Here is a 24,183-nt window from a genome sequence, read left to right on the forward strand (position 1 = left end):
GACGTCGGTGTCGGCGATGACCGCAGTTTCGGCGTCGGCGGTGACCGTGGCAGTGGCGTTGGCGTTGGCGGGGGCGTTGGCCGGTGTGTCGCTCACCCCGCGAGGTTAGCCCCCGCCTCCACGGCCCGCCTCCGCAGCCCGCCTCCGCCGGCCGCCGGCAGCGTGCTCCGCCTCCCCCGTCGCCCGCCCGGAAACCCCCGTACTCCGGGCGAGCCGAACGCCACCGCCGCACCCGCGCCGCACACCGCCGGAGTCCGCCGATCGCCACCCGCCCCCGGTCACGCTCCCGACCCCGGCCCCGACCCGGGCCCGACCCCGGCCTTACGGCAGCAGCACCAGCTTCCCCCGTACGTGGCCCGCCTCGCTCAGTTCCTGTGCCCGGGCGGCCTCCTTCAGGGGCAGCACCTCCGCGATGTCCAGCCGCAGCCGGCCCTCGACGACGAGGTCGGCGAGTTCGGTCAGCCAGCGGCGGGCGAGGGCCGCCTCCACGGTGACGCCGGAGAAGACGATGCCGTGGTCGGCGGCGTCCGGGGCGGCGATGGTGACGATCCTGGACTTCTCCCCGCCGAGCAGCTCGATCGAGAGGGGCAGGGTGTCACGTCCCGCCGCGTCGAAGACGGCGTCGACGCCCTGCGGGGCCGCGGCGCGGATCCGGTCGCCGAGCCCGTCCCCGTACGTCACCGGGTGCACGCCGAGCTCGCGCAGGAAGGCGTGGTTGCGCTCGGACGCCGTACCCACCACCGTCACGCCGGACGCGACGGCCAACTGCGCGGCGACCGCCCCCACGGCTCCGGCGGCGCCGTGGAGGAGCAGGGTCTCGCCCTCGCGTACGGCCAGCAGGTCGAGCACGCGGCGGGCCGTCTCGCCCGCGACCACGACGCTCGCGGCGAGCTCCCAGGAGAGGGCGGCGGGCTTGGTGACGACGGCGGAGGCGTCGGAGAGGGCGTACTCGGCGTACGCGCCCGTCTTCGTCCAGCCGAACACCTCGTCGCCGACGGCGAGTCCGGTGACGCCCTCGCCGAGCGCGTCGACCCTACCCGCGAACTCCAGGCCCGGGACGGCCGGGAAGGTGGTCGGGTAGAACTCCTCCACCCAGCCGTAACGGCGCTTCCAGTCCACCGGGTTGACGCCGACGGCCTCCACCTTCACCCGCACCTCGCCCGGGCCGGGCTGCGGCACCGCGACGCCCGCCTGGTGGCGCAGCACCTCGGTGCCGCCGAACTCCTCGTACACGATTGCTTCCATGGTTCCGCTCCCCCAGAAGTCGTGACCGGCCGATCCGGTCGCCGACCGGCCGTCCCGGTCGATCACCAGCCTCCGCCCGGCACCCCCCTTCCCCCGCCGGTCGAACGGCCAGTCGCACCTGGCCGAAAGGACGGGCACCCGGCCGCCCGCGTCCGTACCCTTGACGACCATGGAACTCACCGCGACCGGCGCCCTGTTGGCCGCCCACGACGTCATCCGGCAGCCGCTGGGCGCGATCCTTCCCCGCCTCTCCGAGGTGCTCGACGAGCTGATCCCGCACCGGGTCGCCGCCGAACTGTCCACGCACTGCGCCCACTCGCCCTTCAAGCGGACCGACGCCGACGCGCCCGTGCTGCCGATCACCGCCGCGGAGCTGGCCCCGCTGCTCGCCGAGGGCGTGCCCGGCCGGCCCTGGCAGGGGCAGGCCGTCGTCGGCGGGGCGGCGCGGGAGGTGGTCGCGGTGCGCAGTGACGCCACGGCCCGAGGCTCGGTCCTCGTCCTCGTACGGGAGGACGGCGCCGCACCGGCGGGCGAACCGGAGCTGGTCCTCGCGCAGCTCCTGTGGGACCTGGTGACCAGCCACTTCGACCGGTTCGCGCGCGAGGCGCTGCCGGGCGCGCTCGCGCGTTCGCGGGCGGCGGCCGACACCCGGGCGCGGGTGACGGCGGAGCTGAGCACGGCGCACGCGGCGGCCCTCTCCGGCGTGCTCGGGGTGCTGCGCAGCCGTTCCCTGGACGACTCCGCGGCGCGGGCGACGGCGACCGAGCTCGCGGTCTCGGCGCTGATCGAGCTGCGGGCCGCGTCGGACCGGGACAGGTCGATCGCCGAGGAGCCGGCCTTCGAGGCCTTCGCCCGGCTCGCGGACGGGCTGCGCCCGATGCTGCGGCACAGCCCCGTACGGCTCGAACTCGGCCCGCCGGAAGGGCCGGACGCCGCCCGAGGCCTGCCCGGCGACGTGGCGCACGGCGCCCGGGCGATCGTGCGGGCGCTGCTGTTGGTGATGCTGGAGCAGGAGTCGGTCACCCGCGTGCACGTCGGCTGGCGGCTGACCGAGCACGAGCTGCGCGCCTCGGTCCGCGACGACGGTCCGGGCCTGCTCGACGCCTGCCCGCTCGGCGCGGGCAGTGTCACCGACCGCCTCGAGGTGCTCGGCGGGCACCTGGAGATGGACGCGGTGCCGGGCTGGGGCACGACGATGACGGCGGTCGTCCCGCTCGCCACACCGGAGGCCCCGGTCGCCGCGATGGACCCGCTGAGCGGGCTCGGGGAGCGCGAGGTGGAGGTCCTGACCCGTCTGGCGCTCGGGCACCGCAACCGGCAGATCGCGCAGGAGCTGCACATCAGCGAGTCCACGGTGAAGTTCCACGTCGCCAACATCCTGAACAAGCTGGGGGTCGGATCGCGGGGCGAGGCGGCGGCGCTGTTCCACAAGGCGGCCTAGACGGGGCAGGTCGGGCGACGCCGGGGCCCACGCGGCCGGACCGACGCCGGGGCCCACGCGGCGGACCCACTCCGGACGGAGGCCAGGCCGGCAGAGAACGGACCGGCACCGCCATAACGGGCGAATCGCCCGATTGTCAGTGGCAGGTGTCAGACTCGCACCCGTGAACGAATGCCGTGGCCGGTGGGCACTCGCGCCCGAGCCGGGCGCCGACGGGGCGCTGCTCGTGCCCCTCGGCTCCGACGGGCTGCCCGCCGGCGAGGTGCGGCGCGAGCCGGACCTGGTGGCGGCGGTCCGCTCGCGCCCGGACGTCGACCGCTGGGTGTGGCGGTCGACCGCCGAGGTGTATCCGCGGCTGCTCGCGGCCGGGGTGCGCGTCGAGCGGTGTTACGACGTGGAGGACGCCGAGCAGCTGCTCCTCGGTCACGAGGGGCGGCTCGGCGAGCCCCGCTCGGCCGCGGCCGCCTGGGCCCGGCTGCGGAACGCGCCGGTGCCGCCCGACCCGCCGCTGCGGGCCGCGGAGCCGACGGCGCAGGACTCCCTCTTCGAACCGGCGGCGACCACCACCGCCGCCGCACCGCCCTTCGACGCCCTGCTCCAGGTGTACGCGGAGCAGCAGCGCCGGCACGAGCGGGCCGAGCACCCGGGCAGGATGCGGCTGCTCACCGCCGCCGAGTCGGCGGGCATGCTGGTCGCCGCCGAGATGCACCGGGCCGGGCTGCCCTGGCGGGCGGACGTGCACCGGGAGCTGCTGCGGGAGCTCCTCGGGGAGCGGTACGCGGGCGGCGGCGAGCCGCGCCGGCTCGCGGAGCTGGCCGACGAGGTGTCGGCGGCGTTCGGCCGCCGGGTGCGCCCCGATCTGCCCGCCGACGTGCTGAAGGCCTTCGCCCAGGCCGGGATCCGGGTGCGGTCGACCCGCCGCTGGGAGCTGGAGGAGATCGACCACCCGGCGGTCGCGCCGCTCGTCGCGTACAAGAAGCTGTACCGGATCTGGACCGCGCACGGCTGGTCCTGGCTGGCCGACTGGGTGCGCGACGGCCGCTTCCGCCCCGAGTACCTGCCGGGGGGCACGGTCAGCGGCCGCTGGACCACCAACGGCGGCGGGGCGCTGCAGATCCCGAAGGTCATACGGCAGGCCGTGGTCGCCGACGAGGGCTGGCGGCTCGTCGTGGCCGACGCCGACCAGATGGAGCCGCGGGTGCTCGCCGCCATCTCCCGGGACCCGGGCCTGATGGAGGTCGCCGGGCACCCCGACGACCTCTACACCCGCCTGTCCGACCGGGCCTTCTCCGGCGACCGCGCCCACGCCAAACTGGCGCTGCTCGGCGCGATCTACGGGCAGACCAGCGGCGACGGCCTGAAGAACCTGGCCGCCCTGCGCCGCCGCTTCCCGCGCGCGGTGGCGTACGTGGACGAGGCGGCGAAGGCGGGCGAGGAGGGCCGGCTGGTCCGCACCTGGCTCGGCCGGACCAGCCCGCGCGCGGTGGGCGCGGACGAGGACGGGGAGGCGGGCATCCCGCAGGACGGCCTCGCCGGGGCGGGACCGGGAGGCGCGGAGAGCTCCGAGGGGTACGTCCCGGGGTACGCGTCGAGCGATGCCCGTGCCCGGGGCCGGTTCACCCGTAACTTCGTCGTCCAGGGCAGCGCCGCCGACTGGGCGCTGCTGATGCTGGCGGCGCTGCGGCGCGCCACCGCCGGGATGCGGGCCGAGCTGGTGTTCTTCCAGCACGACGAGGTGATCGTGCACTGCCCGGCGGAGGAGGCGGCGGCGGTCACGGAGGCGATCAGGGCGGCGGGCGACGAAGCGGGGAGGATCGCGTTCGGGGACACACCGGTGCGGTTCCCGTTCACGACGGCGACGGTCGAGCGGTACGCCGACGCGAAGTGACGGGCCGGGCCTCGGCGGAGGCCCGGCCCGTGGACCGGCATGCTCGATGCCGGTCCCGCGCTATCGCGTCGACGACTCGCGCCACCTCGGGCTCAGCGCGATGTCCTTCAGCTGCTGCGTCGTCAGCGCCGGCTCCTCGCGCGTGGCCGCCTTGTGCTGGTCGCCGGTGTTGAAGCAGGAGACGACGACCCGGAGGCCGTCCTCGGCCAGCGTGTCGGCGCTCCACCAGACGACGCCCGAGCCGCCCTTCTCGCCGACCTGCTTCGTCAGCTTCACGCGCGTGCCGTCGGCCGCGAAGGTCACGTCGCCGCCGCTGAAGTGCTGGAGGCGCATGTCGTCCATCTGCGGCTGGACGTTGACCTGGAGCAGGCTCCTTCCCTTGCCGTCGTCGAGGACGACGTAGCCGTAACCGCTGCCGTCGACGCCCTTGTCGACGATCTTCATGCCCGGCCGCGGGGACAGGAGCGAGCGCAGCGTCTCGACGACGTCGGGGCCGTCGTCCTCCGGCGCCGTCGCACCGGAGGAGGCACCGGGCGCGGACTTCAGGGGCTTGGGGGCGGGGATCTGCTTGAGCAGCGTGCGCCAGCCCTCGGCCGTGACCAGGGCCTTCAGCTGCGCCGGGTCGAACGGCGGGTTCTCGCGGCTGATCGCGGAGCCCTTCTCGCTCGGCGCGTTGTACTCGCTCGCGTCGATGAGGAAGCCGTCCGCGGTGAGCAGCACGGCCCGCCAGTTCTTCGTCTCCACCCGCTTGTCCGGGTACTCGTATCCCTGGATGACCATGAGCCGCCCGCCACCGGGGATCCGCTCGCTGGTGCAGTCGTCGTACGGGACGGCGTCCTCGTCCGGGCAGGTGACCTGGCCGAGGCCGCTCTCCTGCGTGGTGCCGGCGCGGTACAGGCCGACGGAGACGGCCGCCCTGCCCTTGCCGTCGTCGTAGACACCCAGGACGGACTGGCCGGTGCCGTCGGGGTTGTCGATCTGCCACTCGCCGGCCGGAGTCGCGGCCTTGAGCACGGCGGCCAGGTCGGCGACCGGGATCTGTGCCATGTCCCGCTGCCGGGGCAGCGGCTTGGGCCCGGCGACCGAGACCTGCTCGGCGCCGCCGGCCGGGCCGAGCAGCGAGCCGCCGTACACGCCGCCCACGCCGATCAGGGCGAGGGCGAGGGCGCCGCCGACGGCGGCGACGCGGCGGCGCACGAGTCGGCGGCGGCCGCGGACGAGGCCGCCGTTGACGAGTTCGCGGCGGTCGTCGAGGGCGAAGCCCTCTCCGGTGCGGCGCAGGACCGCGCCCAGTTCCTCCTCGAATCGTCCGTTCGTCGGGTCGTGCTCTCCGTGCTGAGGCATGGCGGGATCACCGTTCCGGGTCAGTGAGTCGAAAACAGGGGGTGGGCCCCGGGCCGAGGGGCGGGGATCAGCGGGCGGCGAACTCGGTGATGCTGCCGCCGAGCCGCTTCCGCAGGGTGGCCAGCGCCCGCGTGCTGCGGGTGCGCACGGCGGCGGAGCTGGTGTTCATCACGTCGGCGGTCTCCTCGATGCTGCGGTCCTCCCAGTACCGCAGCACCACCACGGCCCGGTCCTTGGGCGCGAGCCCGGCCAGGGCGTCGAGGAGGGCGATGCGCAGGGCCGGGTCCTCGCCGGTGTCGGGGGCGTGGTCGGGCAGCTCGCCGAGGGGGCGCTCGGTGGCCGAGCGGCGTCTCCGATGGCTGAGGAAGGTCCGTACGAGGACGGAATGGGCGTAGCCGGCCGGGTTGCCGACCCGGGCCATGCGGCCCCACACGGCGTACATGCGTCCCAGCGTCTCCTGCACGAGGTCCTCGGCGAGATGGGTGTCGCCGCTGGTCAGCAGGCATGCCGAGCGGAACAGATGGCCCGATCTCGCCGAGGCGAACTCCAGGAACTCGTCCGCGCGGGACGTTCTCATGTCCCTCCCCTCCGTCGCTGTCACGAGTCCGTTTGCTCGGTACACCTCCATGACGCGGCGCCCCCGGGGAAATGTTTCACCCCTTCTCGGGCCGTTCTCCGGCCGACGGGGAGAAACAGGAGGAACAATTCAGACGAAACGGGGTAATCCTTGAGTATGAACACTTTCCTCGTGGAGTCGGCCCAGGTCGCCACGGCGGCCGGTGTCTGGCAGTCGGGCCTCGCCCAGGTGCTGGGCGGGCTGATCGTGGTCGCCGTCCTCATCGGCGCCTTCATTCTCGGTATCCGGGTCAGGAACAAGGAACTCCCGCCTCCCGACCCGGAGGAGCAGCCGCACCGGCCCGAGACCGAACGGCCGCCCGGTGAGATGTCCGAGTACCGTCGGCCGGCCGAGATGCCGCAGACCGACGGCGAGCACCGGCTCATGCCGTACCAGCTGAAGGACGGCGGCACGTCCGGGACCGAGACCTCGCCCGAGCCACCGAGCGAGGAGAAGCGCAAGTGGGGCGGCATCTCCAGCGGCGGCTTCGGCAGCGGCGGACCGGGCCACGGGGACTGAGCCGGTGGGCACACCGGTGGACGACCGCACCGAGACGGATCCCGCGCCGGGCCGCGCGGGATCCGGCGCGCCCGGCAGCGGGCCCGCGAGCGCGTCCGGCGGCACCGCCGACAGCGGGGCCCGTGGTGCGCCCCTCCGGACCGTCGCGCTGCGCCTGCTCGGCTCCTCCGAGGCCGCGGAGGAGGTCCTGCGGACGGCGACGGACGCGGGGCGGCTGAGCGAGGTCGCCGGGCTCTGCCTGGACCGGCTGCGCTCGCGCGAGTCCCGGCGCCCGGCCGTCCGGGACCCTTTCGACGCCTCGGGCGCCCCGGGCGGTGACGTCCCCGACACCCTGACGCCCTCCGAGCGGCTCGCCTTCGTTCTGCACGAGGACTTCGGCGTCCCGTACGACGACATCGCCCCGGTCGTCGAACGGACGCCCGCGGCCGCCCGGCAACTGGTGGCCCGCGCCCGGCGCCGCGTCGAGGGCACGGAGGAGATGCCCGAGCCCGACCCGGAGCGCCAGCGGCAGGTGGTGGCGGCGTTCCTGGCCGCGGCCCGCGCCGACGACGTCGAGGCGCTGGTCGCTCTCCTCGACCCGGACGCGGTGCTACGGGCCGACGCCGAGGCCGTACGGAACGGTGCGGCGCCCGCACACGGCGCCCCGGCCGTCGCCCACCGCGTCGCCGGGCGCGGACACGAGGCCCGGCTGGCACTGGTGGACGGCGCGGCGGGCCTGATGTGGGCCGCGGCGGACGGGAAACCGAAGGCGGTGCTCCGGTTCACCGTCCTGGAGGGTCGCGTCACGGCCGTCGACGCGCTGGCCGACGGGCCGCACCTCGACCGACTGGAGCTGGACCCGCTGGACGCCCCGTAAGGCAGCCGGCCCCTCCGCACGCCGGCCCCGCTGCTCTGCAAGCCCGCCCCGGTGCCGGGCCGGCCTCAGTCGCCGCGGTGCTCGCCGAGCACGCGTCCGGCACGCCCGGCGATGTGCGCGGGCGGTTCCGTCCCGGCCGGCAGCAGCGGGTCGGCCTCCGGCTCGCCGAACCGCGTGACGACCGGCAGTACCCCGGCCCACAGTCCCAGCTCGGCGTCCGGGCTCTCGCCGTCGTCCGGCGGCCCGCTCGCGACCTTCACGGACGCCTCGGTCAGTTCGAGCGCCACGAGCGCCGTCGCCGCCAGCTCCTTGCGGCTCGGCTGCCGCACGTACTCCCACTGCCCCGGCGCGGACTGCTCGGTGAGCGCCCGCAGCCCGCGCAGCTTCTCCTCCGGGTCGGTCACCGTCCGCGGCACGCCGTAGACCATGGCGCTGCGGTAGTTCACCCCGTGCTCGAACACCGAACGCGCGAGGACGAGCCCGTCCACGTGCGTCACGCTCACGCACACCACGCCGTCGGGCGCCTGCACCAGGCTGCGGCTCGCGACGGACCCGTGGACGTAGAGCGTGTCGCCGTCGACCCCGTACACGGTCGGCACGACCATCGGCGTGCCGTCGACGACGACGCCGAGGTGGCAGAGGAAGCCCGCCCCGAGGACGGCGTCGAGGTCCGCCCGCCGGTGGCTCCCCTTGTGCCGCATCCGCCGCAGCCGCGTCCGCTCGGTGACCTCGAACTCCCCGGCCGTCCCACTCATCACGTGCGTCCCTCCCCGTTCGCCGCGCGCGGCAGCGCACGGACGCACGCATCCTAGGCAACGCGCGTCCGAGCCCGTCCGGCCCTCTCGGTCCACGCGCAGGCGACCGGTACCGGCTGCCGCTCGCGAGGCGCGCTCCAGCGGACCCGCCGCCAGGTGCCCGCCCGCTGCCCGAGGGCCACGGGGACGGTCCAGGGGCGGGCGGCGAAACCGGCGCCGACGGCCTTCACGCAGGCCTCCTGGGCGGTGAAGATCCAGGCGAACTCCCACCGGCGCCGGTCCTCGGCCATGGCGGTCAGCGCGTCGGCGTCGGCGGGCGCGCAGCAGAACCGCAGCAGCCGGTCGCCGACGGCGGCCGGCACCTGCACGTCGACGCCGACGTCGCGGTTCCGGCCCACGGCCGCGGCGACCCAGCCGGCGGAGTGCGAGAGGCTCACGCCCAGGTCGGGCCGGCCGGGAAGGTACGGCCGGCCCCCGGGGCGCGCGGCGACCGGCCCGCCGGGGAGGTCCCCTGCGAGACCGACGACGAGATCGGCGGCCGAGTCGCCGCCGGCCCCGTGGGTGAGGCCCCCGCCGAGGTCGCCGGCCAGGCTGCCGGTGAGATCGGCCGTGGAACTTCCGCCGAGGTCGGCGGCGAACCCCTCGCCGCGGCCGGCGGCGAAGCTTCCGCCACGGCCGGCGGCCGCGCCCTCGCCGACGAAGGCGGCACAGCCCTCACCGAGGTCGCCCGCGGAGGCCTCGCCGAGGTCGGTGGTGAGGGCTTCGCCGGTCTCCCGCAGCAGGGCGCGGAGCAGCGTCCGCGAGGCGGTGTGCTCCGCCGCCCGCCAGGGCGGCAGCCCCGACGCGGCCGCCCGGTCCGCCGCGGCAACGGGCAGTGCAGCCAGGACCTCCTCGCTCCGGGCCACCGCGTAGTACACGCCGTCAGCTGCCGTGCGCGGCCGCCAGGCCCGCCGCTCAGGCGCGGTCCGGGACACGGCGCAGCGTACGGATCGGGCGGGTGGCGAGCAGGGCGGCAGAGGTGAGGAAGCCGACCACAACACCCACGACGAGCACCATGTCGGTGCCGAACGAGTCGACGGCGGGACCGGCCAGCGCGCTGCCGATCGGGTACATGCCGACGGATCCCGCGACCTCGTAGGCGTGGACGCGGTTGAGCACCTCGCCCGGCACCTGGGTCTGCACGCTGGTGGCCCACATGACGCCCCAGACGCCGATCCCGATGCCGACCAGCACCTGGGCGGCGGCCAGCAGCCAGACCGGCCAGCCGAGCACGATGCCGAGCGGGTAGACCGGGTACGCCATCATCGCCACCGCCCCCGCGGCGAGCGGCCGCGCGGGTTTGTAGCGGATGGCGAGGAGGCCGCCGGCCACGGTGCCGGCGCCCAGCGCGGCGTTGATCACGCCGAAGGCGCTCGCCCCGTGCTCGGGCACGATGACGCCGGCGGCCACCGACAGCTGCGGGCCCCAGGAGAGCACCGCGTAGAACATCCAGATGAGGATCACGCCCCAGAGCCAGCTGCGGGAGCGGAACTCCTGCCAGCCGACCACCAGGTTGCGCCACAGGCTCTGGCCGGCCGGCGGGGCGGGCACCACTCCGAGCCGGAGCACGAACAGGCAGATCGCGCTGGTGGCGTAGCAGACGGCGGAGATCACCATGACCCAGCCGGTGGACCCGAAGCCGACCATGGCGCCGGCCAGCGCCGGGCCGCCGAGGCCGGTGATCGCCTCGGAGGTGCGCAGCACGCCGTTGGCGCCCTGCACGTCACGGGAGATCAGCGGCACGGTCGAGGAGGCGCCCGGCTGGAACAGCGCGTTGGCGGTACCGGCCACCACGAGGAGCGCGTACAGCTGCCAGAGGTGGTCGATGCCGTGGATGAACAGCAGGGCGAGGAGCACGTGGGCGGTGAGGTTGGCCAGGTCGGCCACGATCATCATCCGGCGGGCGGTGAACCGGTCGGCGAGCACGCCGCCGAACAGCACCAGGCCGGCGAACGGGGCGACCAGGAAGGCCATCGAGTAGCCGGCGGCGTCCAGGCCGTAGCCGCCGCTGAGCAGACCGGCGGAGACCGCGACCGGCAGCATCGCCCAGCTGAGCAGGCCCGCGCTGCGGGCGACGAAATAGAACCGGAAGTTCCGGGACCAGATCGCCGGCTCGCCCGCGGACGGGCCGCCGGAGGAGGACTTTCCGGAGGCCGCGCCTCCCGTGGACGGGCCCGGCGACGACCGGCCCTCCGAAGACCCGCCTCCGGAGGCCGGTGTCTCCGACGACGGCTCCGCCGACGGCCGCGCGCCGTCGTGGCCGCCCTGCGCCGGTGGGGACGTCGCCGCCGCGGGCGGGTCCGCCAAGCGTTCTTCCATGACCGTTCAGCCCTTCCGTCGTTGATCGTGGTCGTCAGCGGCCGCGCCGGCGGCCAGTTCGCTCACCGTGACCAGTTCCAGGCCGCGCTCGAGCAGGCCCTCGACGATCGACGGGAGGGCCTGGACGGTCTGGCCGCGATCGCCGGCGCCCTCGTGCATCAGCACCACCGACCCAGGCCCGGCGCCCTCCAGGACGGTCGCGGCGATCCGCTCCGCTCCCGGCCGCGACCAGTCGCGGGCGTCGACGTCCCACATCGTCAGGGCGACCGGGTGCTTCTCCAGGGCGGCGAGCACCTCGGGGCTCAGCGCCCCGTACGGCGGCCTGAACCAGGCCGGGGCCACGCCGGTCAGCCCGTCCAGGGCCTCCGCCGTACGGTCGATCTGCTCGCCCAGCTCGTCCGGCGTCAGGTCGAACAGGAACGGGTGCGACCACGAGTGGTTGCCCAGTTCGTGGCCGGCCGCGGCGATCCGGCGCACCTCGTCGGGCAGCGCCGCGACGTGGTGGCCGACGCAGAAGAACGTCGCCCGGGCCCCGTAGCGGTCCAGGATCTCCAGGACCTGCCGGGTGTACACCGGGTCGGGGCCGTCGTCGAAGGTGAGGGCGACGCGCGGGAGTTCACGACTGCCGTGCTCGAAGCACCGCCCGGAGGCGGTCAGTTCGGCGACGATCGGCTCGCCGCGCCGTACGCCGTCGAAGTACTCCTCGGCGCGGCCGGTCAGGCTGCCGCCCTCGGCGGTCACCCGGGCCAGCGAGCCGGGCGCCGTCCTGGCCTGCTCCGCGAGCCGTTCGGCCGGGACGGAGCCGAACCGCGGCCGGGACGGCAGCAGCCAGGGATCCGCGCGGTACACCTCCAGGCCGGCGGCCGTCAGGGGGCCGTCGAGCAGGCCGTTGGTGCTCTCCAGGACCACGGCCGGGGCCGGGCCGCCGTCCAGGTCCCGCAGCCAGTCGACGAGTTCGGCGACCTGGGCGGCGCCCCAGCTGCTCGGCTCGACGACCCGGCGCCCCGTGCCGTCCACGACGTGGACCCGGTAGCCCGAGCCGGTCCAGGCGATTCCCGCGTACCGCGTGGTGGTCATCGGTCCCGTGGTCATCAGTCCCCCAGCGCGATCGCCTCGGCGACGACCAGCCGCTCGACCCCGCGCAGGAACCGCTCCATCCCCGCGCGGTCGACGACCGCCGGGTCGGCAGTCATGGCGAGGTCCAGGGCGCCCGGCGCGGTCAGCACGTCCACCGCCATCGACACGTTCCTGCGGGGCAGGAACTCCGTCGGCCAGCTCAGCTCGGTCCGACCGATCAGCTCGCTCAGCGCGGCCCGCGGCCGCTCGACCGTGTCGAAGGGCCCGACGCCCGGGTCGCGGGTGTCGTTCCACCAGTACGAGTGGTCCGCCGCCTCGCCCTTCTCGACGAGCAGCGCCACCTCCCGGTCGAGCGCCCACTTGTCGTACGCGGCGTGCCGGAAGGCGTTCAGCGCGACCGACCGGGTCCGCCGCACCGCGTCGCCGAAGTCCCGGTCCGCGTCCGTCAGCCGGAACAGGGCCTCCTGCGCCACCGTGCTGACCGAGGCGGCGGCGGCCGGCTGGAAGCGGTTGCCCACCACGACCTGGAACAGCACGTCGCTGCTCCCGGACATCCTGGCCAGCTGGTGGGACGCCGCGCCGAGCAGCACCGCGGCGTCGCTGACCTCCAGCTCCGCCGCGACCCGTCCGACGGCGACCGCGAGGGCGGGAGAGCGCAGCAGGGCGTTGGGGAACATCCGGGCCGGGTCGTCCGCGAGTTCCGGCGCCGCCGGGTTGCGGAAGATCCGCCGGGGGCCGGCGGTCAGCTGCTCGCACCAGTAACGGCGGGCGGCCTCGTCGCGGCGGCGGCCGAGCGGGGAGGCCTGGACCTCGGCGGCCTCCAGGGGCTGCTGGGCCGGGCGGGCCTGGCGCAGCGACGCGGCGGTCTCCCCCGCCTGGATCGACTCCAGGTCGCGCAGCAGCCGGCCGAGGCCCCAGTAGTCCATGCCGGTGTGCGCCCCGACGATCACCAGCCGGTGGACCAGGCCCTCGCTCTCCACCAGGCCGATCCTCAGGGGCCACTCCCGCGTGTGGTCGAAGGAGCGGCCGGCCAGCTCGGCGAGGAGTCCCGCGCTCACCTCCGCGGCCTTCTCCTCCGGGGAGGTCCTGACCTCCACGGGCAGCTCGCCGCTGCCGTCGACGACCTGCTCCAGACCGTCCTCTCCGGCCGGCAGCCACCTGGTGTGCAGGCTGTCGTGGAGCAGGAGCAGCTCCGTCAGGTCCGCGAGGACGCGGGCGACGGGGCGGGGCGGGGCGACGGGGAGGTCGACGGGCACGTTGTAGCGGGGCGCGTCGTCGCCGAGCCGGGTGACGACGCCCCAGATCGCCCGCTGTCCCCAGGTGGCCGGGCCGCTGCCGGACCTCGCGGACACCAGCCTGACGGCCGGCTCCTCAGCGGTGGTCATCGTGTTGCCGCCTTTCCCTCGGTTGCGAAGAGCGCCACGTGGCTGCGGCCGGAGCGCGGGTCCGTGTCGCACAGGACGACCCGCCGGTAGGACCGCTGCCACTCCTGCCAGTGGTCGGCGAGCTCCAGCCAGAGGCTGGTGCAGTAGCTGCCCGGGGCCACCCGGTGCACCGCGGTGCGCTCGGGGAGCTCCTCGGTCACCCAGGGCCCGAGCACGAGGAGCGTGCCGTCCTCGTCGAGCTCCCGCCCCCGGCCGTACCCGTCGAGCGCGGCCGCCGCCGAACCGGCCGAGTGCGCCCGGACGAAGCGCAGACCGGGCCCGTCGCAGGCGCCGAGGACGAGTGCCGCGGCCGAGTCGGTCAGCGGGGTGTCCTGGACCAGCGGGAAGGCCGTCGGAAGGGTGGTCTGCTCCAGGACCGCGAGCACGACCTCCGCGGCCCGGCCCGCGCGGTGGTACGCCGAGGCGATCCGCAGCGCGGTGAAGGGCGCGGCCAGGCCCTGCTGGGCGATCGTGAAGTTGGCCGCCCGGCCGCCGAGGCGGTCGGTGAGGTGCGGCGCGACGGCCGTGAACGGCACGACGTCCGGCAGGGCGTGGGTGACGATCAGCAGCTCGGGCCTGCTGCGGCCGACGCCCTCGTCGGCGACGAGCAGGTCCGCGAGGTCGCGGTGGTGGACGTGCGCGCCGCGGCCGAGCAGCTCCTCGTCCGGCTTCTCGCCGAAGGGGGTGAGCAGGTCGCGGTAGTAGTCGAGCACGGCCGGGTCGTCGGCCGGCCCCCGGCCCTGCGGCGAGCGCACCGCGGTGGCGGCCCGGACGGCGAGTCCGCTCATGACGTCCCCTCTGCTTCGCGGAGTGCGGCCTCGACGTAGTCGGCGAAGGAGCGCATGGTCCGCAGGTGGTCGATGTCGAGCTGCTCGGGGTCGATGGAGATTCCGGTCGTCTCCTCGACGGTCATCAGCAGGCCGAGCACGGCGAGGGAGGTGAGCTGCAGCTCGTCGAAGAGCGCGGTCTCCTCGGTGAGTCCGGAGACGGGCCGCTCCAGGACCTCGCTGAGCGCCTTCTCTATGGTGAGCAGCACTTCCTGACGGTTCATCGGCTCTCGCCTCCTGCCGGGTGGGCCCCGTCTGCCTCGTCGGCCCCACGGGCCTGGTCGGCCCGGTGGGTGATGACCATCGCGCCGAAGGTGGCGCCGAGACCGACGGAGACCAGCAGGTAGTGGGCGCCGTCCACGAGGCGGCCGGCGTCGCGCAAGGTCGTGTAGTTGACGAACACGTCGGAGGCGAAGGTGTGGCTGTAGCGGGGGACGTTGTCCAGGAAGACCTTCTCCGGCGCCACCTCCAGCTCCTTGATGGTCTGCCGCCAGGCCAGCTTGTTGACGTTGTGCGGGATCACCAGGTCGATCTCGTCGAGCGTCAGCCCGGCCTCCGCCACCGCCCGGTGGATGACCTCGGCGATCCGCCGGCCGTACTGCTCGCCGAACTCGGTGTTCTGCTCGGCGGTCAGCTCCAGCCACTGGGCGTACTCGCCCAGGGTCCGGGTGGCGAAGGACCGGACCTCGTCGCCCTCGCCGTCCAGGGTGATCAGGCAGGAGGCGGCGGCATCGGCCATGATCGAGGTGTTGGGCACGTGCTGGACGATCGGCGAGTACGCCTGCTCGCCGGTGATCATCAGGGCGTACGCGCCCTCGGCGCCCTCCGCGCGCAGCAGTTCGCCGAGCACCTCGATGGCGCCCAGGCTGCTGACGCAGGCCTGGTGGCTGAGGCCGAAGGCCTCGGTGTCGAAGAGCCCGAGCGCGTCGCCGACCTCCCGGGCCACGTCCACGTCGGCGGGAGCGACCGCCTGGGTGACGTGGGCGTAGGCCAGGTAGTCGACCCGGCCGCCCTCGGGCAGGGCGGCCAGGGCGCCGCGCGCGGCGGGCCGCAGCAGGTCGAGCAGCGGCAGCTCGGGGTCGAAGCGGAGCGTGTCCAGGCCGTAGAACTTGCGGAACACGCCCAGTTCGGCCCGACGCAGACCGAGCCGCTCGCCCAGCTCCTCGATCCGTACGCTGCGCTCGGGCAGGTAGGACTCGATCCGCTCCAGGGTGATCCGGCGGTCCGTGGTCGGCAGGCTCATCAGGCCGTCACGACCTCGGCGCGGATCAGCCACAGCCGGTTGGCGCCGCGGCGGTCCCTCGGCTGGACGTCGTACGGCCAGCGCCCCTCGCCGGCGCCCGGCTGGCCGGGCTCGCGCAGGTCGGTGGTCTTCCAGCCGTTCGCCGTCAGGAACTCCTCGGGCTCGTCGGTGCCGAAGATCCACGGCGTGCCGTCGGCGGCAAGGGTGTCCAGGAAGCGCTTCGAGAACGGGCTGCGCAGCAGGGCGCGGCCGAGGATGTCGAAGGCCAGGTGGCTGCCGGGCGCCGAGGCGGAGGCGAGCAGCCGCAGCAGTCCGGCGGCCTGCTCCTCGGTGAGGAAGAAGGTGAGCGCCTCGGCGACCCACAGGGTCGGGCGGTCGGGGTCGAAGCCGGCGGCCTCCAGAGCGGGCAGCCACTCCTGGGTGAGGTCGGCGGAGACCTCGCGCCGGTCGACGCGCGGCTCGGCGCCGAGCGCGTCCAGCCGGCGGCGCTTCTCCGCGATCAGCAGGGCGTGGTCGACCTCGTACAGCTCGGTGCCCTCCGGCCAGTCGAGCCGGAACGCGCGGGTGTCCATGCCCGCGGCGATGAGCACCACCTGCTGGATCCCGCTCTCGGCGAGGACGTCCCGGATGGCGTCGTCGAGGAACCGGGTCCGGATGGAGATGAAGGGCAGCAGACCGCCCCCGGCGTAGCGCTCGATCAGCTCGAAGCCGCGGGGCGCGGCCAGGTCACGGGCCAGCGGGTCGACGAACAGCGCGTCCTCGCGCTCGGACTCCTGCGCGCGGGCCGCGGCCATCCACTGTGCGGTGTAGGAGACTGCATCCATGGTGAAGATCCCTCCTCGGGATCAGGCGAAGAACGCCTTCTCGATGGTCGCGAGGGTCTGGAAGTCCTCGATGTCGATGTTGTCGAAGTCGATCTCGACGCCCGCGGCGTCCTCGATCGTGTAGACGAGCTCGACGAAGGCGAGCGAGTCGACCAGCCGGCTCTCGATGAGGTCGACGTCGGCGGCGAGCTCGGTGCGCTCGGGGTGACGGCCGAGGATCCAGTCCCGGACCTTGTCGATACCCGCGGAGGAGACACCTGCGGAGGAGACACCTGCGGAGTCGATACCTGCGGAACTCATGGCATTCCCTTCAGAGACGGTCGAGAGAGGTGGAGGCCGCGGCGACGGCGATGGCGAAGCCGGCGTCGTGGCTGATGCTGACGTCGATCGGGCCGAGTCCGGCGCGCCGGGCCAGCTCGGCGCCCTTGCCGGAAAGCCGGACGCCCGGCCGGCCGCCCGGGCCGCGCAGGACCTCGATGCCCCGCCAGGGAACCGGTCTGCGGACGGCCCCGAAGAGCTTGAAGACGGCCTCCTTGGCGGCCAGCCGGCCGGCGATCCCGGCCTCGTCGGCCGCGCCGTCCGGGGTCCGGGAGGCGTCCAGTTCGTCGGCGGAGAGGTAGCGCCCGAGCAGCGGCCCGGCGCCGGGAGCGGTCAGCTCGCGTACCCGGGCGAGCGGCACGATGTCGACGCCGATCAGGGGCTGGGTCACGACGCGCCGGCGGCGGCGTCGGTGTCGCCGGCCGCGGCGTCGGCGGCGGCGTCGGCGGCGGCCTCGGCGGTGGTCGCCTCGGCGGCGCGTACGGCGGCCAGCGCGGCGTCGAGGTCCGCGTCGAAGTGCTCGGTCAGGACGGCGAGCCAGCGCTCCAGGCCGAAGGCCACGCAGGCGGTGTAGGCGTGCTCGCCGGACTCCAGGCGGATGCCGCAGCGCTCGCCGAAGAAGTTGCGGTGGGTGTTCACCGACGCGATCGCCAGGTCGCCGCCGTACTGGAACTCGTACTTGACCGGGCTGAGCTTCTGCATCAGGGCGCGGCCGCCGTCGTTGCGGAAGAACGGGTCGCCCGCCGGCACCTTGGCGAGCTCGATGCCGAGCGCGGCGGCGAAGGCCTGGATGCGCCCGGTGAAGCGGGCGAGGACCTCCTGGGTGTGCGGGAAGCTGCCGAGGGCGACGATCTCGCGCATCTGGAAGCTGGCGAGGCGGCGCAGGCCGCCGTAGTGGTCCTCGTTGCGGAAGCAGCGGTTGACCAGGGTCACCAGGGTGTCGTCGGCGACCTGCTCGCCCTCGTGGAAGAGGTACGCGCCGTAGCAGGTGGCGTGCGGGAGCCCGTACCGCGCCTCGGACACCGCTCCGGGTCCGAAGCGGCCCTCCACCGGCTTGAACTGATCCTCCGTCAGATCCAGCGAACCGGCCACCCAGGCGAGGTGCGGGAAGTTGGTGTAGACGTCGAACTTCTCCAGGTCGGGCACCGGGAAGAGCGGCGGTGCGCTGATCTCCTCGGCGCCGGCCGCGAGGCCCCAGCCGGCGAAGACCCGGTCGAGCTCCTTGACGAGGCGGGTGGCCCCCGGCCCGAGGATGGCCAGGGCGGGCGCGCCGTCGCTCCCGGTCAGGCGGTTCATCGGATGATTCCCGTCTTCTCGAGGTACCTGGCGGTCTTGCGGAAGGTGCGCTGCTCGGCCTCGGCCCGGGCGGGCGACTCCAGGAGGGCCCGGCGCACCGCGTGCGGGTTCTCCAGGCCGGCGTCGCGGTAGACCTGCGGGTGGTAGAGGGACTCGAAGCTGTGCTTCATGTAGCGGCGCAGGTAGGTGGAGACGTCGTCCAGTTCCTGCTCGGTGGCGGTCTGCCGGAGGTCCTGGTGGAGCAGGCCGACGAGTTCGCGGCCGAAGGCGATGTGCCGGGACTCGTCCTGGTGGTGGATCCGGTTGATGCCGCGGATCGTTTCGTGCAGCCGTTCGTCCTCGGCCATCGCCGAGTTGAAGTGGTCGACGAGCTCTTCGAAGATCAGGATGCGGGCGAACACCAGCAGGCTCTGGATCTTCTCCGACGGGGCGGCGCCCTCCGCGCCGCCGGCGGGCTGCTTGTAGATCTTCTTGCCGTAACGGAGGCAGAATTCGGCAAAGAACCACATGTGCTCGTTCTCCTCACCGATGAAGTGGTGGAAGAACTCCGACGGCGTTTCGAAACCGGCGGTGTGAATGCGGTTGACCACCTCGACGAGCAGTTCCCGGATTCCGTGCACATTGAGGCTGTAGAAGTTTATGCTCTCGTGCTTGGAAAGCGTGTGGAGTTGTTGCGGGGTGAGCTTCTCGACCCATTCCGTCCCGTACGTGGTGGTGAGTTCGGGGCTCATCCACCACATGTCCTCCGGGAGCCGGTCCGGCCACTCGAACAGCCGGTACGGGTTGTAGTAGTCGTCGATGGACTTGGTGGCGAGTCGGTCCAGAATTCCCCGGAACCGGTCGTTCCGGTCGATCACGTCGCTGACCATCGCGTGATGTCTCCGTCTGCTTCGGGGGCTCTTTGCTGGATCCAGCCTAGAAATTCCCCGGGCGGTTCATCAATGACCGGAACCGGCTGCCGAATTCGGTCAGCGGGCGGGTCGTACGGCGGAGTCGCGGTGCGCGGCGATTTCCGCGCGCAGGCCGGCGTTCTCCTGCTCCAGGCGGGCGAGGCGGTCGCGGACCGGCGCCAGGGCGTCGGAGAGTTCGCGCTCGCTGAATCGGGGTGTGATGTGGTTCGGGCAGTTCCAGGCGAAGGCCTCGACCCGGATGGTGACGAGCTGTTCGACCGTGCCGTCGGTGCGCGGCGAGCTCAGGCGCTCGGCGAGCGCCGGGTCCTCGTCGGCCGGCACGGCGGTGGCGTGGCCGTACAGCTTGAGGCGGGCCTGCCGGGCCTGGTCGAGGAAGAACAGCGCGACCCGGCCGTCGCCGCGCACGTTGCCGGTGGTGATGTACTGCCGGTTGCCCCGGACGTCCAGGTAGCCGAGGGTGTGCTCGTCGAGGACGTGGACGAAGCCCGGCGGCCCGCCCCTGAACTGGATGTACGGCCAGCCGGTCTCGCTCACGCTCGCGAACAGGAAGCCGTCGAGGCTGCGGATGAAGCCGGCCGCGGCGCCCGTGAGCGGCTCGGCCTCCCCCACCGGTTCCCCGAGCCGGCGGTCGCCCGCCGTGGCGCTGCCCATCTCCTCCTGGACCCGGCGCACCGACGGGGTGTACGCGATGCGGTCGTAGCGGCTCATGCGGCATCGCTCCTCGGGGCCGGGTCGACCAGGCCGGTACGGGCGGCGAGCACGCCCGCCTGGAAGCGGCTGGTGGCCGACAGGTCCTGCATGATCGTGGCCACGTGGCGGCGGAAGGTCCGCTCGGACATGCCCACCCGGCGCGCGATCACCTCGTCCTTGGCGCCGGAGGCGAGCAGGTCGAGCAGCGTCGCCTTGAGGTCCTCGAGCGTTCCGGCGTAACCGGCCGCGCCGGAGTCGAAGTCGAACGCGGACTCCCAGAGCCGGCCGTGCAGTCCGGCCAGGAAGGCCGCGACCGCGCCCTCGTAGACGACGGCGATCGCCTCTCCCTCGCCGGCGGGGATGAAGGCCGTCTTCCGGTCGAAGACGAGGAAGCGGTCGCGCACCTCCTTGACGGTGCGCACCTGCCCGCCGACGGAGAGGAGTTCGCCGAGGTGGGCGCGGGTGTCGGAGTCGCCGCGGGCGGTGTGGGGGTAGATGATCCGGCCCTGCGCGCCGCGCCGCAGGGCGTCGAGGACCAGCGGGCGGGCGAGGCGCAGCTCGCGGGTCTCGCGGGCCACGCAGGGCTGGACGACCAGGACCTCGGTGGTGCAGGTCTGCGCGGCCTGAAGCAGCCGGAGCTCGATCTCCTCCCGGTCGTCGGTGATCACCACCGGCTCGGTGCGGGCCTTGGACTGCGACTGCTTCTCGAACGCCGCCACGAACGAGCTCAGCTGCCCCTTGAACCCGGCGAGCCGGCGACGGCTGTCGAGGATCTCGCGTTCCAGCGGGACGAGCAGCTCCATCTGGGCGGCCTCGGGGCTGACGGCGACCAGCCGGCCGGCGCGGCCCTCCGCCGGCTTGACCAGGCGCAGTTCGCTCAGCACGCCGACGGCGTGCTCGACGCGCTGTCGCGGGACGCCCAGTTCCTCGGCGACGCCGGACGGGCTGAAGTCGGCACGGCCGACGGTGTGTTCGTAGAAGAGGACCACGAACTCGTCGACCTCGGCGGCCCCCTGGGTTCCCTGGGGTCCCTGGCGTGGGGTCAGTGCCGCGGATTCCATCGTCACCTCAATCTGCGTGCGCGGACGTTGCGGATGCGGACGTGCGGATGGTGCGGATGGCACGGATGGCGCGGATGCGGTGCTTCGGGCGTGGAAAGGCCTTGCGGCGGCAACCGTATGGTCCAGACCTGGTCCGGCGCCTACAGCCGGACCAGAGGGCCGGGAACCCGTCGGCATGCCGGTCCCGGCCGTTCGCACCGGTGCTGAGCTGCGGTTCCGCCGGGCGCCGCGGGAGGGGCCGTAGGGACCGGCAGAACTGGTAGCACTTCCGCAGGAGTTGTGCTGCCGCCCCTCAGCTCGGCAGAACAGACCGAGACCGCTGTTCTCACCGCTGTTCAGCCACCGTTCCAGCCACTGTCCTCGCCGCCGTTCTCGCCGGTGGCGCCCGCGGCCGCGCTGCCGCGCCGGGCGAGTTCACGGGCCTGGGAGAGGTAGTCGCGGGCCAGCCGCCCGGCCCCGTTCTCCTGGTGCGCGGCACCGATGCCGCGCAGCGCGAGCACCTGTCCGTCGTGCCAGCCGGCCTGCCGCGCGAGCTCCAGGGCGCTGCCGAACAGCTCCAGGGCCTGTGCGGTGTTCGCCAGGGACCGGTGGCACTCCGCCCGCCGCAACTGGGCGGACGCCTGGGCCCGCGGCTCGCCGTCGGCGGTGGCGGCGAAGAGGCTGGCCGTCGCGACCTTCAGGCAGTCGCCCGTGTACATCCCCTGGGCGAGATAGCCGTGCAGGCTCTCCGCGAGCCGCCAGGCGACGGTCGTGAAACCGGCGCCGGACGCCTGCAGGACGGCGCCGGCCAGGTTCTCCCGCTCGCTGTCCAGCCACTCCGAGGCCTGGCCCTGGTCCGAGAACACCAGCGCGGCCGAGGGCCCCGACCCGGCGCACGGGTCCGAGGCCCCCGGGCCCGCCGGGTAGAGCAGCCGGGCCGCCGCGTCCGCGTGGTACAGGTACCAGTCGAACAGCCGCTGCCGGGCGGCGTGCGCCTCCTCCCTGCTGACCAGCTCGCGGGCGTACGAGCGCAGCAGGTCGTGCAGCCCGAACCGGCCGGGAGCCCGTTCCCGTACGAGGTGGGCGTCCGTCAGGCTCACCAGGAGCCCGGCCGCGCAGGCCGAGGTCGAGTCCGCGAGCGCCGCGGCGCCGTCCGCCGTGAGATCGGGCCCGGGCACCACGCTCAGGAGCCGGAACATCCGCTGGGCGTCGCCCGGGAGCGCGCGGTACGAGAGCTCGAACGCGGCCCGCACCGTCGAGCGCCGGTCCCCTTCGATGTGCAGCCGGCTGAGCATGTCGTCACCGGCTAACTCGTCGCAGTAGTCGGCGATGCCGACGTTCCGGGCGAGCAGGTTGGCCCCGGCGATCCGGATGGCCAGCGGCAGGCCGCCGCACACCCGCACGAGCCTGCGGGCCGCCTCCTCCTCGGCCGCGACGCGGCTCTCGCCGATGGTGCCGGCGAGCAGCTGGCGGGCCTCGTCGGGAGCGAGCACGTCCAGGGCGAGCTGCCGGGCGCCGTCGCTGGCGACCAGGCCCACCAGCCGGCTGCGGCTGGTGATCACCACCGCGCAGCCCCGGGCGCCCGGGATGAGCGGCCTGACCTGCTCGGCGTCGCGCGCGTTGTCCAGGACGATCAGCATCTGCTTGTCGGCGAGGAGCGTGCGGTACAGCGCGGCGGCCTCGTCCTCGTCGGCGGGCAGCCGGCCGGGCGGCGCACCCAGGGCCCGGAGGAACTGCGCCAGGACGTCGCCGGGGCGCAGCGTCGGGAGCGGGGAATGGCCGCGCAGGTCGACGAAGAGCTGCCCGTCCTCGAAGTGTTCGCGCCGCGCGTGCGCCCAGTGCTTGGCGAGGGCGGTCTTGCCGACGCCGGGGGCGCCGACCACCGCCACCACGTGCGCGCGCCGCGCCGGGTCGGGCGAGACGAGGGCGTCGAGCTCCCGCATCTGCCGCCGCCGGCCGACGTACGAACCGGCCATGGCGGGCAGCTGGGCCGGGAGCGGACCGGCGGGCGCGGCGCGGTCGGCCGGCGCGGGACGCTCGGCCGGCGCCCCGAGGCCGGCCGATGCCCCGAGACCGGCCGACGTCCGGTGGTCGGCCGGCGCCCCGTGGCCGGCCGGCGCCGGGTGGTCGGTGCGCTGAGCGAGGGGCAGTTGCTGGCGCAGCACCCGCAGGTGGGCGTCGCGGACCTCCGCGCTGGGCGCGATGCCCAGCTCGTCGTCGAGCCGGTCGCGCAGCCGGTTGAACACGTTGAGCGCGGCGGCCTGCTCGCCGCAGCTGGCGAGGGCGAGGATGAGCCGGGCGTGCAGGCCCTCGTGCAGCGGCTCGGCGTTCACCATGTCCCACAGCACCGGGACGGCGTCCTCGGGCCGGCGCAGCAGCAGCGCCGTGTCGGCGTGCAGCAGCACCGCCTTGACCCGCCGCTCGTTGGCCACGACCGCGGCCGGATGCCGGCTCAGCACCGGGTCGGCGTCGGCGAGCACCGGGCCCCGCCACCAGCGCAGGGCCTGCGTCAGCGACTCGTACGCGGCCCTCGGGTCGGGTGCGCGGTGCAGGCGCTCCGCCTGGGCGAGGAGTTCGTCGAAGTGGCCGAGGTCGATCTGGTTCCGGGCGGCCTCGAGGAGGTATCCGGTGGGGGTCCGGGCCACGGTCGGCGGCGGGTCGGTCGTCCGGGGGCCGGTCCGGGGGCCGCCCGGTCCGAGGAGCCGGCGGACCTGGCTGACGTACGTGTGGATGAGGCTCTGGTGCGAGGTGGGCGGCCCGGACGGCCACAGGATGTCGATGATCTCCTGCTGGGTGGCGGACTCGGGGTGCTTGAGCGCGAGGAGACCGAGCAGACGGCGCAGCATCGGGCTGGTGACGGGGACGGGGGTCCGGCCGTGCTGGAGGGACAGCGGGCCGAGGATCAGAAGCCGCGGCCGGGCGGCGCCGCGAGGTGGCCCGGTGCGCGCGGCCACCAGCAGGTCGGCCAGCTCGCCGCCGCTGAGCCCGAGCGCCTCGGCCAGCTGCTGCAGGGTCCGCGCCTGCGGCCGCCGCACGCGCCCGCGCTCGATGTCGCGCAGGGCCCGGGTGCTGATCCCGGCGCGCGCCGCGGCCGCCTCCTGACTCAGCCCGGCCCGCCTCCGGAACGCCTGCAGCCGCCCCCCGAAGGCCCCGCCCTCCCCGGCCTGCCCTCCTCCGGATAGCCCCGCGCCGGTCGTCCTCTCTGACATGGCATCCCCCTCATCCCATGACCGGCGGCCCCCTCGCGGCCCGCGTGCGGCCGCCTGTGCAGAGGCTTCGTCGATTGATCAGTTTGGACTAGACCAATGCCACAGGCAAGGGGACATGACAACTGACAGACGCCCGCGAAGGGGCGCGCGCCGGGCCTCCGGGACAACCGGAGGACGCGCCGTCGGGACAACCGAAGGACGCACATCGAGACAGCCGGAGAGCGCGCATCGGGAGGCGCGAGGACGCACATCGAGACAGCCGAAGAGCGCGCGTCGGGAGGCGCGAGGACGCACATCGAGAC

The 24,183-nt window shown here is 74.3% G+C and carries 23 protein-coding genes; 4 read left to right on the plus strand and 19 right to left on the minus strand.

What is annotated here, in order from left to right; all coding sequences use genetic code 11:
* Positions 1–321: 321 nt before the first annotated feature.
* Positions 322–1,245, minus strand: coding sequence for an NADP-dependent oxidoreductase (locus tag ACFVGS_RS04025; protein WP_385690135.1), 924 nt, complete (start codon positions 1,243–1,245; stop codon positions 322–324).
* A gap of 169 nt (positions 1,246–1,414) precedes the next feature.
* Between ACFVGS_RS04025 and ACFVGS_RS04030 the strand changes: the two genes are divergently transcribed.
* Together ACFVGS_RS04030 and ACFVGS_RS04035 are read left to right on the plus strand one after the other, a co-directional pair.
* Positions 1,415–2,686, plus strand: coding sequence for a LuxR C-terminal-related transcriptional regulator (locus ACFVGS_RS04030; RefSeq protein ID WP_385690138.1), 1,272 nt, complete (start codon positions 1,415–1,417; stop codon positions 2,684–2,686).
* A 163-nt stretch (positions 2,687–2,849) separates the two neighbouring features.
* On the plus strand, positions 2,850–4,574 hold the full coding sequence (locus ACFVGS_RS04035) for a bifunctional 3'-5' exonuclease/DNA polymerase (RefSeq protein ID WP_384408544.1): 1,725 nt from the start codon (positions 2,850–2,852) through the stop codon (positions 4,572–4,574).
* 60 nt (positions 4,575–4,634) lie between these two features.
* Here the strand turns inward: ACFVGS_RS04035 and ACFVGS_RS04040 are convergent, their stop codons facing one another.
* Positions 4,635–5,918 carry a hypothetical protein gene (locus tag ACFVGS_RS04040; protein WP_385690141.1) on the minus strand — a complete coding sequence of 428 codons (1,284 nt, stop codon included), beginning with the start codon at positions 5,916–5,918 and terminating at the stop codon, positions 4,635–4,637.
* Between the two features lie 67 nt (positions 5,919–5,985).
* Complete coding sequence (locus tag ACFVGS_RS04045) at positions 5,986–6,495, minus strand: SigE family RNA polymerase sigma factor (RefSeq protein WP_384408548.1); 510 nt, start codon at positions 6,493–6,495, stop codon at positions 5,986–5,988.
* A gap of 156 nt (positions 6,496–6,651) precedes the next feature.
* On the opposite strand from ACFVGS_RS04045, the gene ACFVGS_RS04050 reads away from it, so the two are divergent.
* Both ACFVGS_RS04050 and ACFVGS_RS04055 read left to right on the plus strand, forming a co-directional pair.
* Positions 6,652–7,053 (plus strand): DUF6479 family protein, encoded by a 402-nt coding sequence (locus tag ACFVGS_RS04050; RefSeq protein ID WP_385690144.1) that lies wholly within the window; start codon positions 6,652–6,654, stop codon positions 7,051–7,053.
* Between the two features lie 4 nt (positions 7,054–7,057).
* Complete coding sequence (locus ACFVGS_RS04055) at positions 7,058–7,909, plus strand: sigma factor-like helix-turn-helix DNA-binding protein (RefSeq protein ID WP_385690147.1); 852 nt, start codon at positions 7,058–7,060, stop codon at positions 7,907–7,909.
* A 65-nt stretch (positions 7,910–7,974) separates the two neighbouring features.
* Here ACFVGS_RS04055 and ACFVGS_RS04060 read toward each other — a convergent pair whose 3' ends face one another.
* From ACFVGS_RS04060 to ACFVGS_RS04135, 16 genes are all read right to left on the minus strand, one after another.
* Complete coding sequence (locus ACFVGS_RS04060; RefSeq protein WP_384408552.1) at positions 7,975–8,664, minus strand: pyridoxamine 5'-phosphate oxidase family protein; 690 nt, start codon at positions 8,662–8,664, stop codon at positions 7,975–7,977.
* 53 nt (positions 8,665–8,717) lie between these two features.
* Positions 8,718–9,638 (minus strand): 4'-phosphopantetheinyl transferase family protein, encoded by a 921-nt coding sequence (locus ACFVGS_RS04065; protein WP_385690150.1) that lies wholly within the window; start codon positions 9,636–9,638, stop codon positions 8,718–8,720.
* The gene (locus tag ACFVGS_RS04070) at positions 9,619–11,022 is read right to left on the minus strand and encodes an MFS transporter (RefSeq protein WP_385690153.1); all 1,404 of its coding nucleotides are present in this window, start codon (positions 11,020–11,022) and stop codon (positions 9,619–9,621) included. The genes ACFVGS_RS04065 and ACFVGS_RS04070 overlap by 20 nt, the downstream gene beginning before the upstream one ends.
* Before the next feature lie 6 nt (positions 11,023–11,028).
* Positions 11,029–12,099, minus strand: coding sequence for a polysaccharide deacetylase family protein (locus ACFVGS_RS04075; protein WP_385690155.1), 1,071 nt, complete (start codon positions 12,097–12,099; stop codon positions 11,029–11,031).
* Positions 12,100–12,113: 14 nt separating this feature from the next.
* Positions 12,114–13,484 carry a condensation domain-containing protein gene (locus ACFVGS_RS04080; RefSeq protein ID WP_385690158.1) on the minus strand — a complete coding sequence of 457 codons (1,371 nt, stop codon included), beginning with the start codon at positions 13,482–13,484 and terminating at the stop codon, positions 12,114–12,116.
* Positions 13,481–14,311, minus strand: coding sequence for a hypothetical protein (locus tag ACFVGS_RS04085; RefSeq protein WP_385690161.1), 831 nt, complete (start codon positions 14,309–14,311; stop codon positions 13,481–13,483). Before ACFVGS_RS04085 ends, ACFVGS_RS04080 begins: the two co-directional genes overlap by 4 nt.
* On the minus strand, positions 14,308–14,574 hold the full coding sequence (locus ACFVGS_RS04090) for an acyl carrier protein (protein ID WP_384408563.1): 267 nt from the start codon (positions 14,572–14,574) through the stop codon (positions 14,308–14,310). The genes ACFVGS_RS04085 and ACFVGS_RS04090 overlap by 4 nt, the downstream gene beginning before the upstream one ends.
* Positions 14,571–15,593 carry a 3-oxoacyl-[acyl-carrier-protein] synthase III C-terminal domain-containing protein gene (locus tag ACFVGS_RS04095; RefSeq protein WP_385690164.1) on the minus strand — a complete coding sequence of 341 codons (1,023 nt, stop codon included), beginning with the start codon at positions 15,591–15,593 and terminating at the stop codon, positions 14,571–14,573. The genes ACFVGS_RS04090 and ACFVGS_RS04095 overlap by 4 nt, the downstream gene beginning before the upstream one ends.
* Positions 15,593–16,417, minus strand: coding sequence for a class I SAM-dependent methyltransferase (locus tag ACFVGS_RS04100; RefSeq protein ID WP_385690167.1), 825 nt, complete (start codon positions 16,415–16,417; stop codon positions 15,593–15,595). The genes ACFVGS_RS04095 and ACFVGS_RS04100 overlap by 1 nt, the downstream gene beginning before the upstream one ends.
* Before the next feature lie 21 nt (positions 16,418–16,438).
* Positions 16,439–16,717, minus strand: a complete 279-nt coding sequence (locus tag ACFVGS_RS04105) for an acyl carrier protein (RefSeq protein ID WP_384408569.1) — start codon at positions 16,715–16,717, stop codon at positions 16,439–16,441.
* Between the two features lie 10 nt (positions 16,718–16,727).
* Positions 16,728–17,126: a holo-ACP synthase gene (locus ACFVGS_RS04110; RefSeq protein WP_384408571.1), complete on the minus strand. Its 399-nt coding sequence runs from the start codon at positions 17,124–17,126 to the stop codon at positions 16,728–16,730.
* Positions 17,123–18,031: a hypothetical protein gene (locus ACFVGS_RS04115; protein WP_385690172.1), complete on the minus strand. Its 909-nt coding sequence runs from the start codon at positions 18,029–18,031 to the stop codon at positions 17,123–17,125. Before ACFVGS_RS04115 ends, ACFVGS_RS04110 begins: the two co-directional genes overlap by 4 nt.
* Entirely contained in the window at positions 18,028–18,900 is an 873-nt protein-coding gene (locus tag ACFVGS_RS04120) for a diiron oxygenase (protein WP_385690175.1), read from the minus strand. The genes ACFVGS_RS04115 and ACFVGS_RS04120 overlap by 4 nt, the downstream gene beginning before the upstream one ends.
* A gap of 99 nt (positions 18,901–18,999) precedes the next feature.
* Positions 19,000–19,650 (minus strand): pyridoxamine 5'-phosphate oxidase family protein, encoded by a 651-nt coding sequence (locus tag ACFVGS_RS04125; protein ID WP_384408577.1) that lies wholly within the window; start codon positions 19,648–19,650, stop codon positions 19,000–19,002.
* Positions 19,647–20,693, minus strand: a complete 1,047-nt coding sequence (locus ACFVGS_RS04130; RefSeq protein WP_385690619.1) for a LuxR C-terminal-related transcriptional regulator — start codon at positions 20,691–20,693, stop codon at positions 19,647–19,649. Before ACFVGS_RS04130 ends, ACFVGS_RS04125 begins: the two co-directional genes overlap by 4 nt.
* Before the next feature lie 335 nt (positions 20,694–21,028).
* Positions 21,029–23,881 (minus strand): BTAD domain-containing putative transcriptional regulator, encoded by a 2,853-nt coding sequence (locus ACFVGS_RS04135; protein ID WP_385690178.1) that lies wholly within the window; start codon positions 23,879–23,881, stop codon positions 21,029–21,031.
* Positions 23,882–24,183 lie beyond the last annotated feature (302 nt).

It is taken from the genome of Streptomyces sp. NPDC127114, assembly GCF_042677525.1.
Classification (GTDB): domain Bacteria; phylum Actinomycetota; class Actinomycetes; order Streptomycetales; family Streptomycetaceae; genus Streptomyces.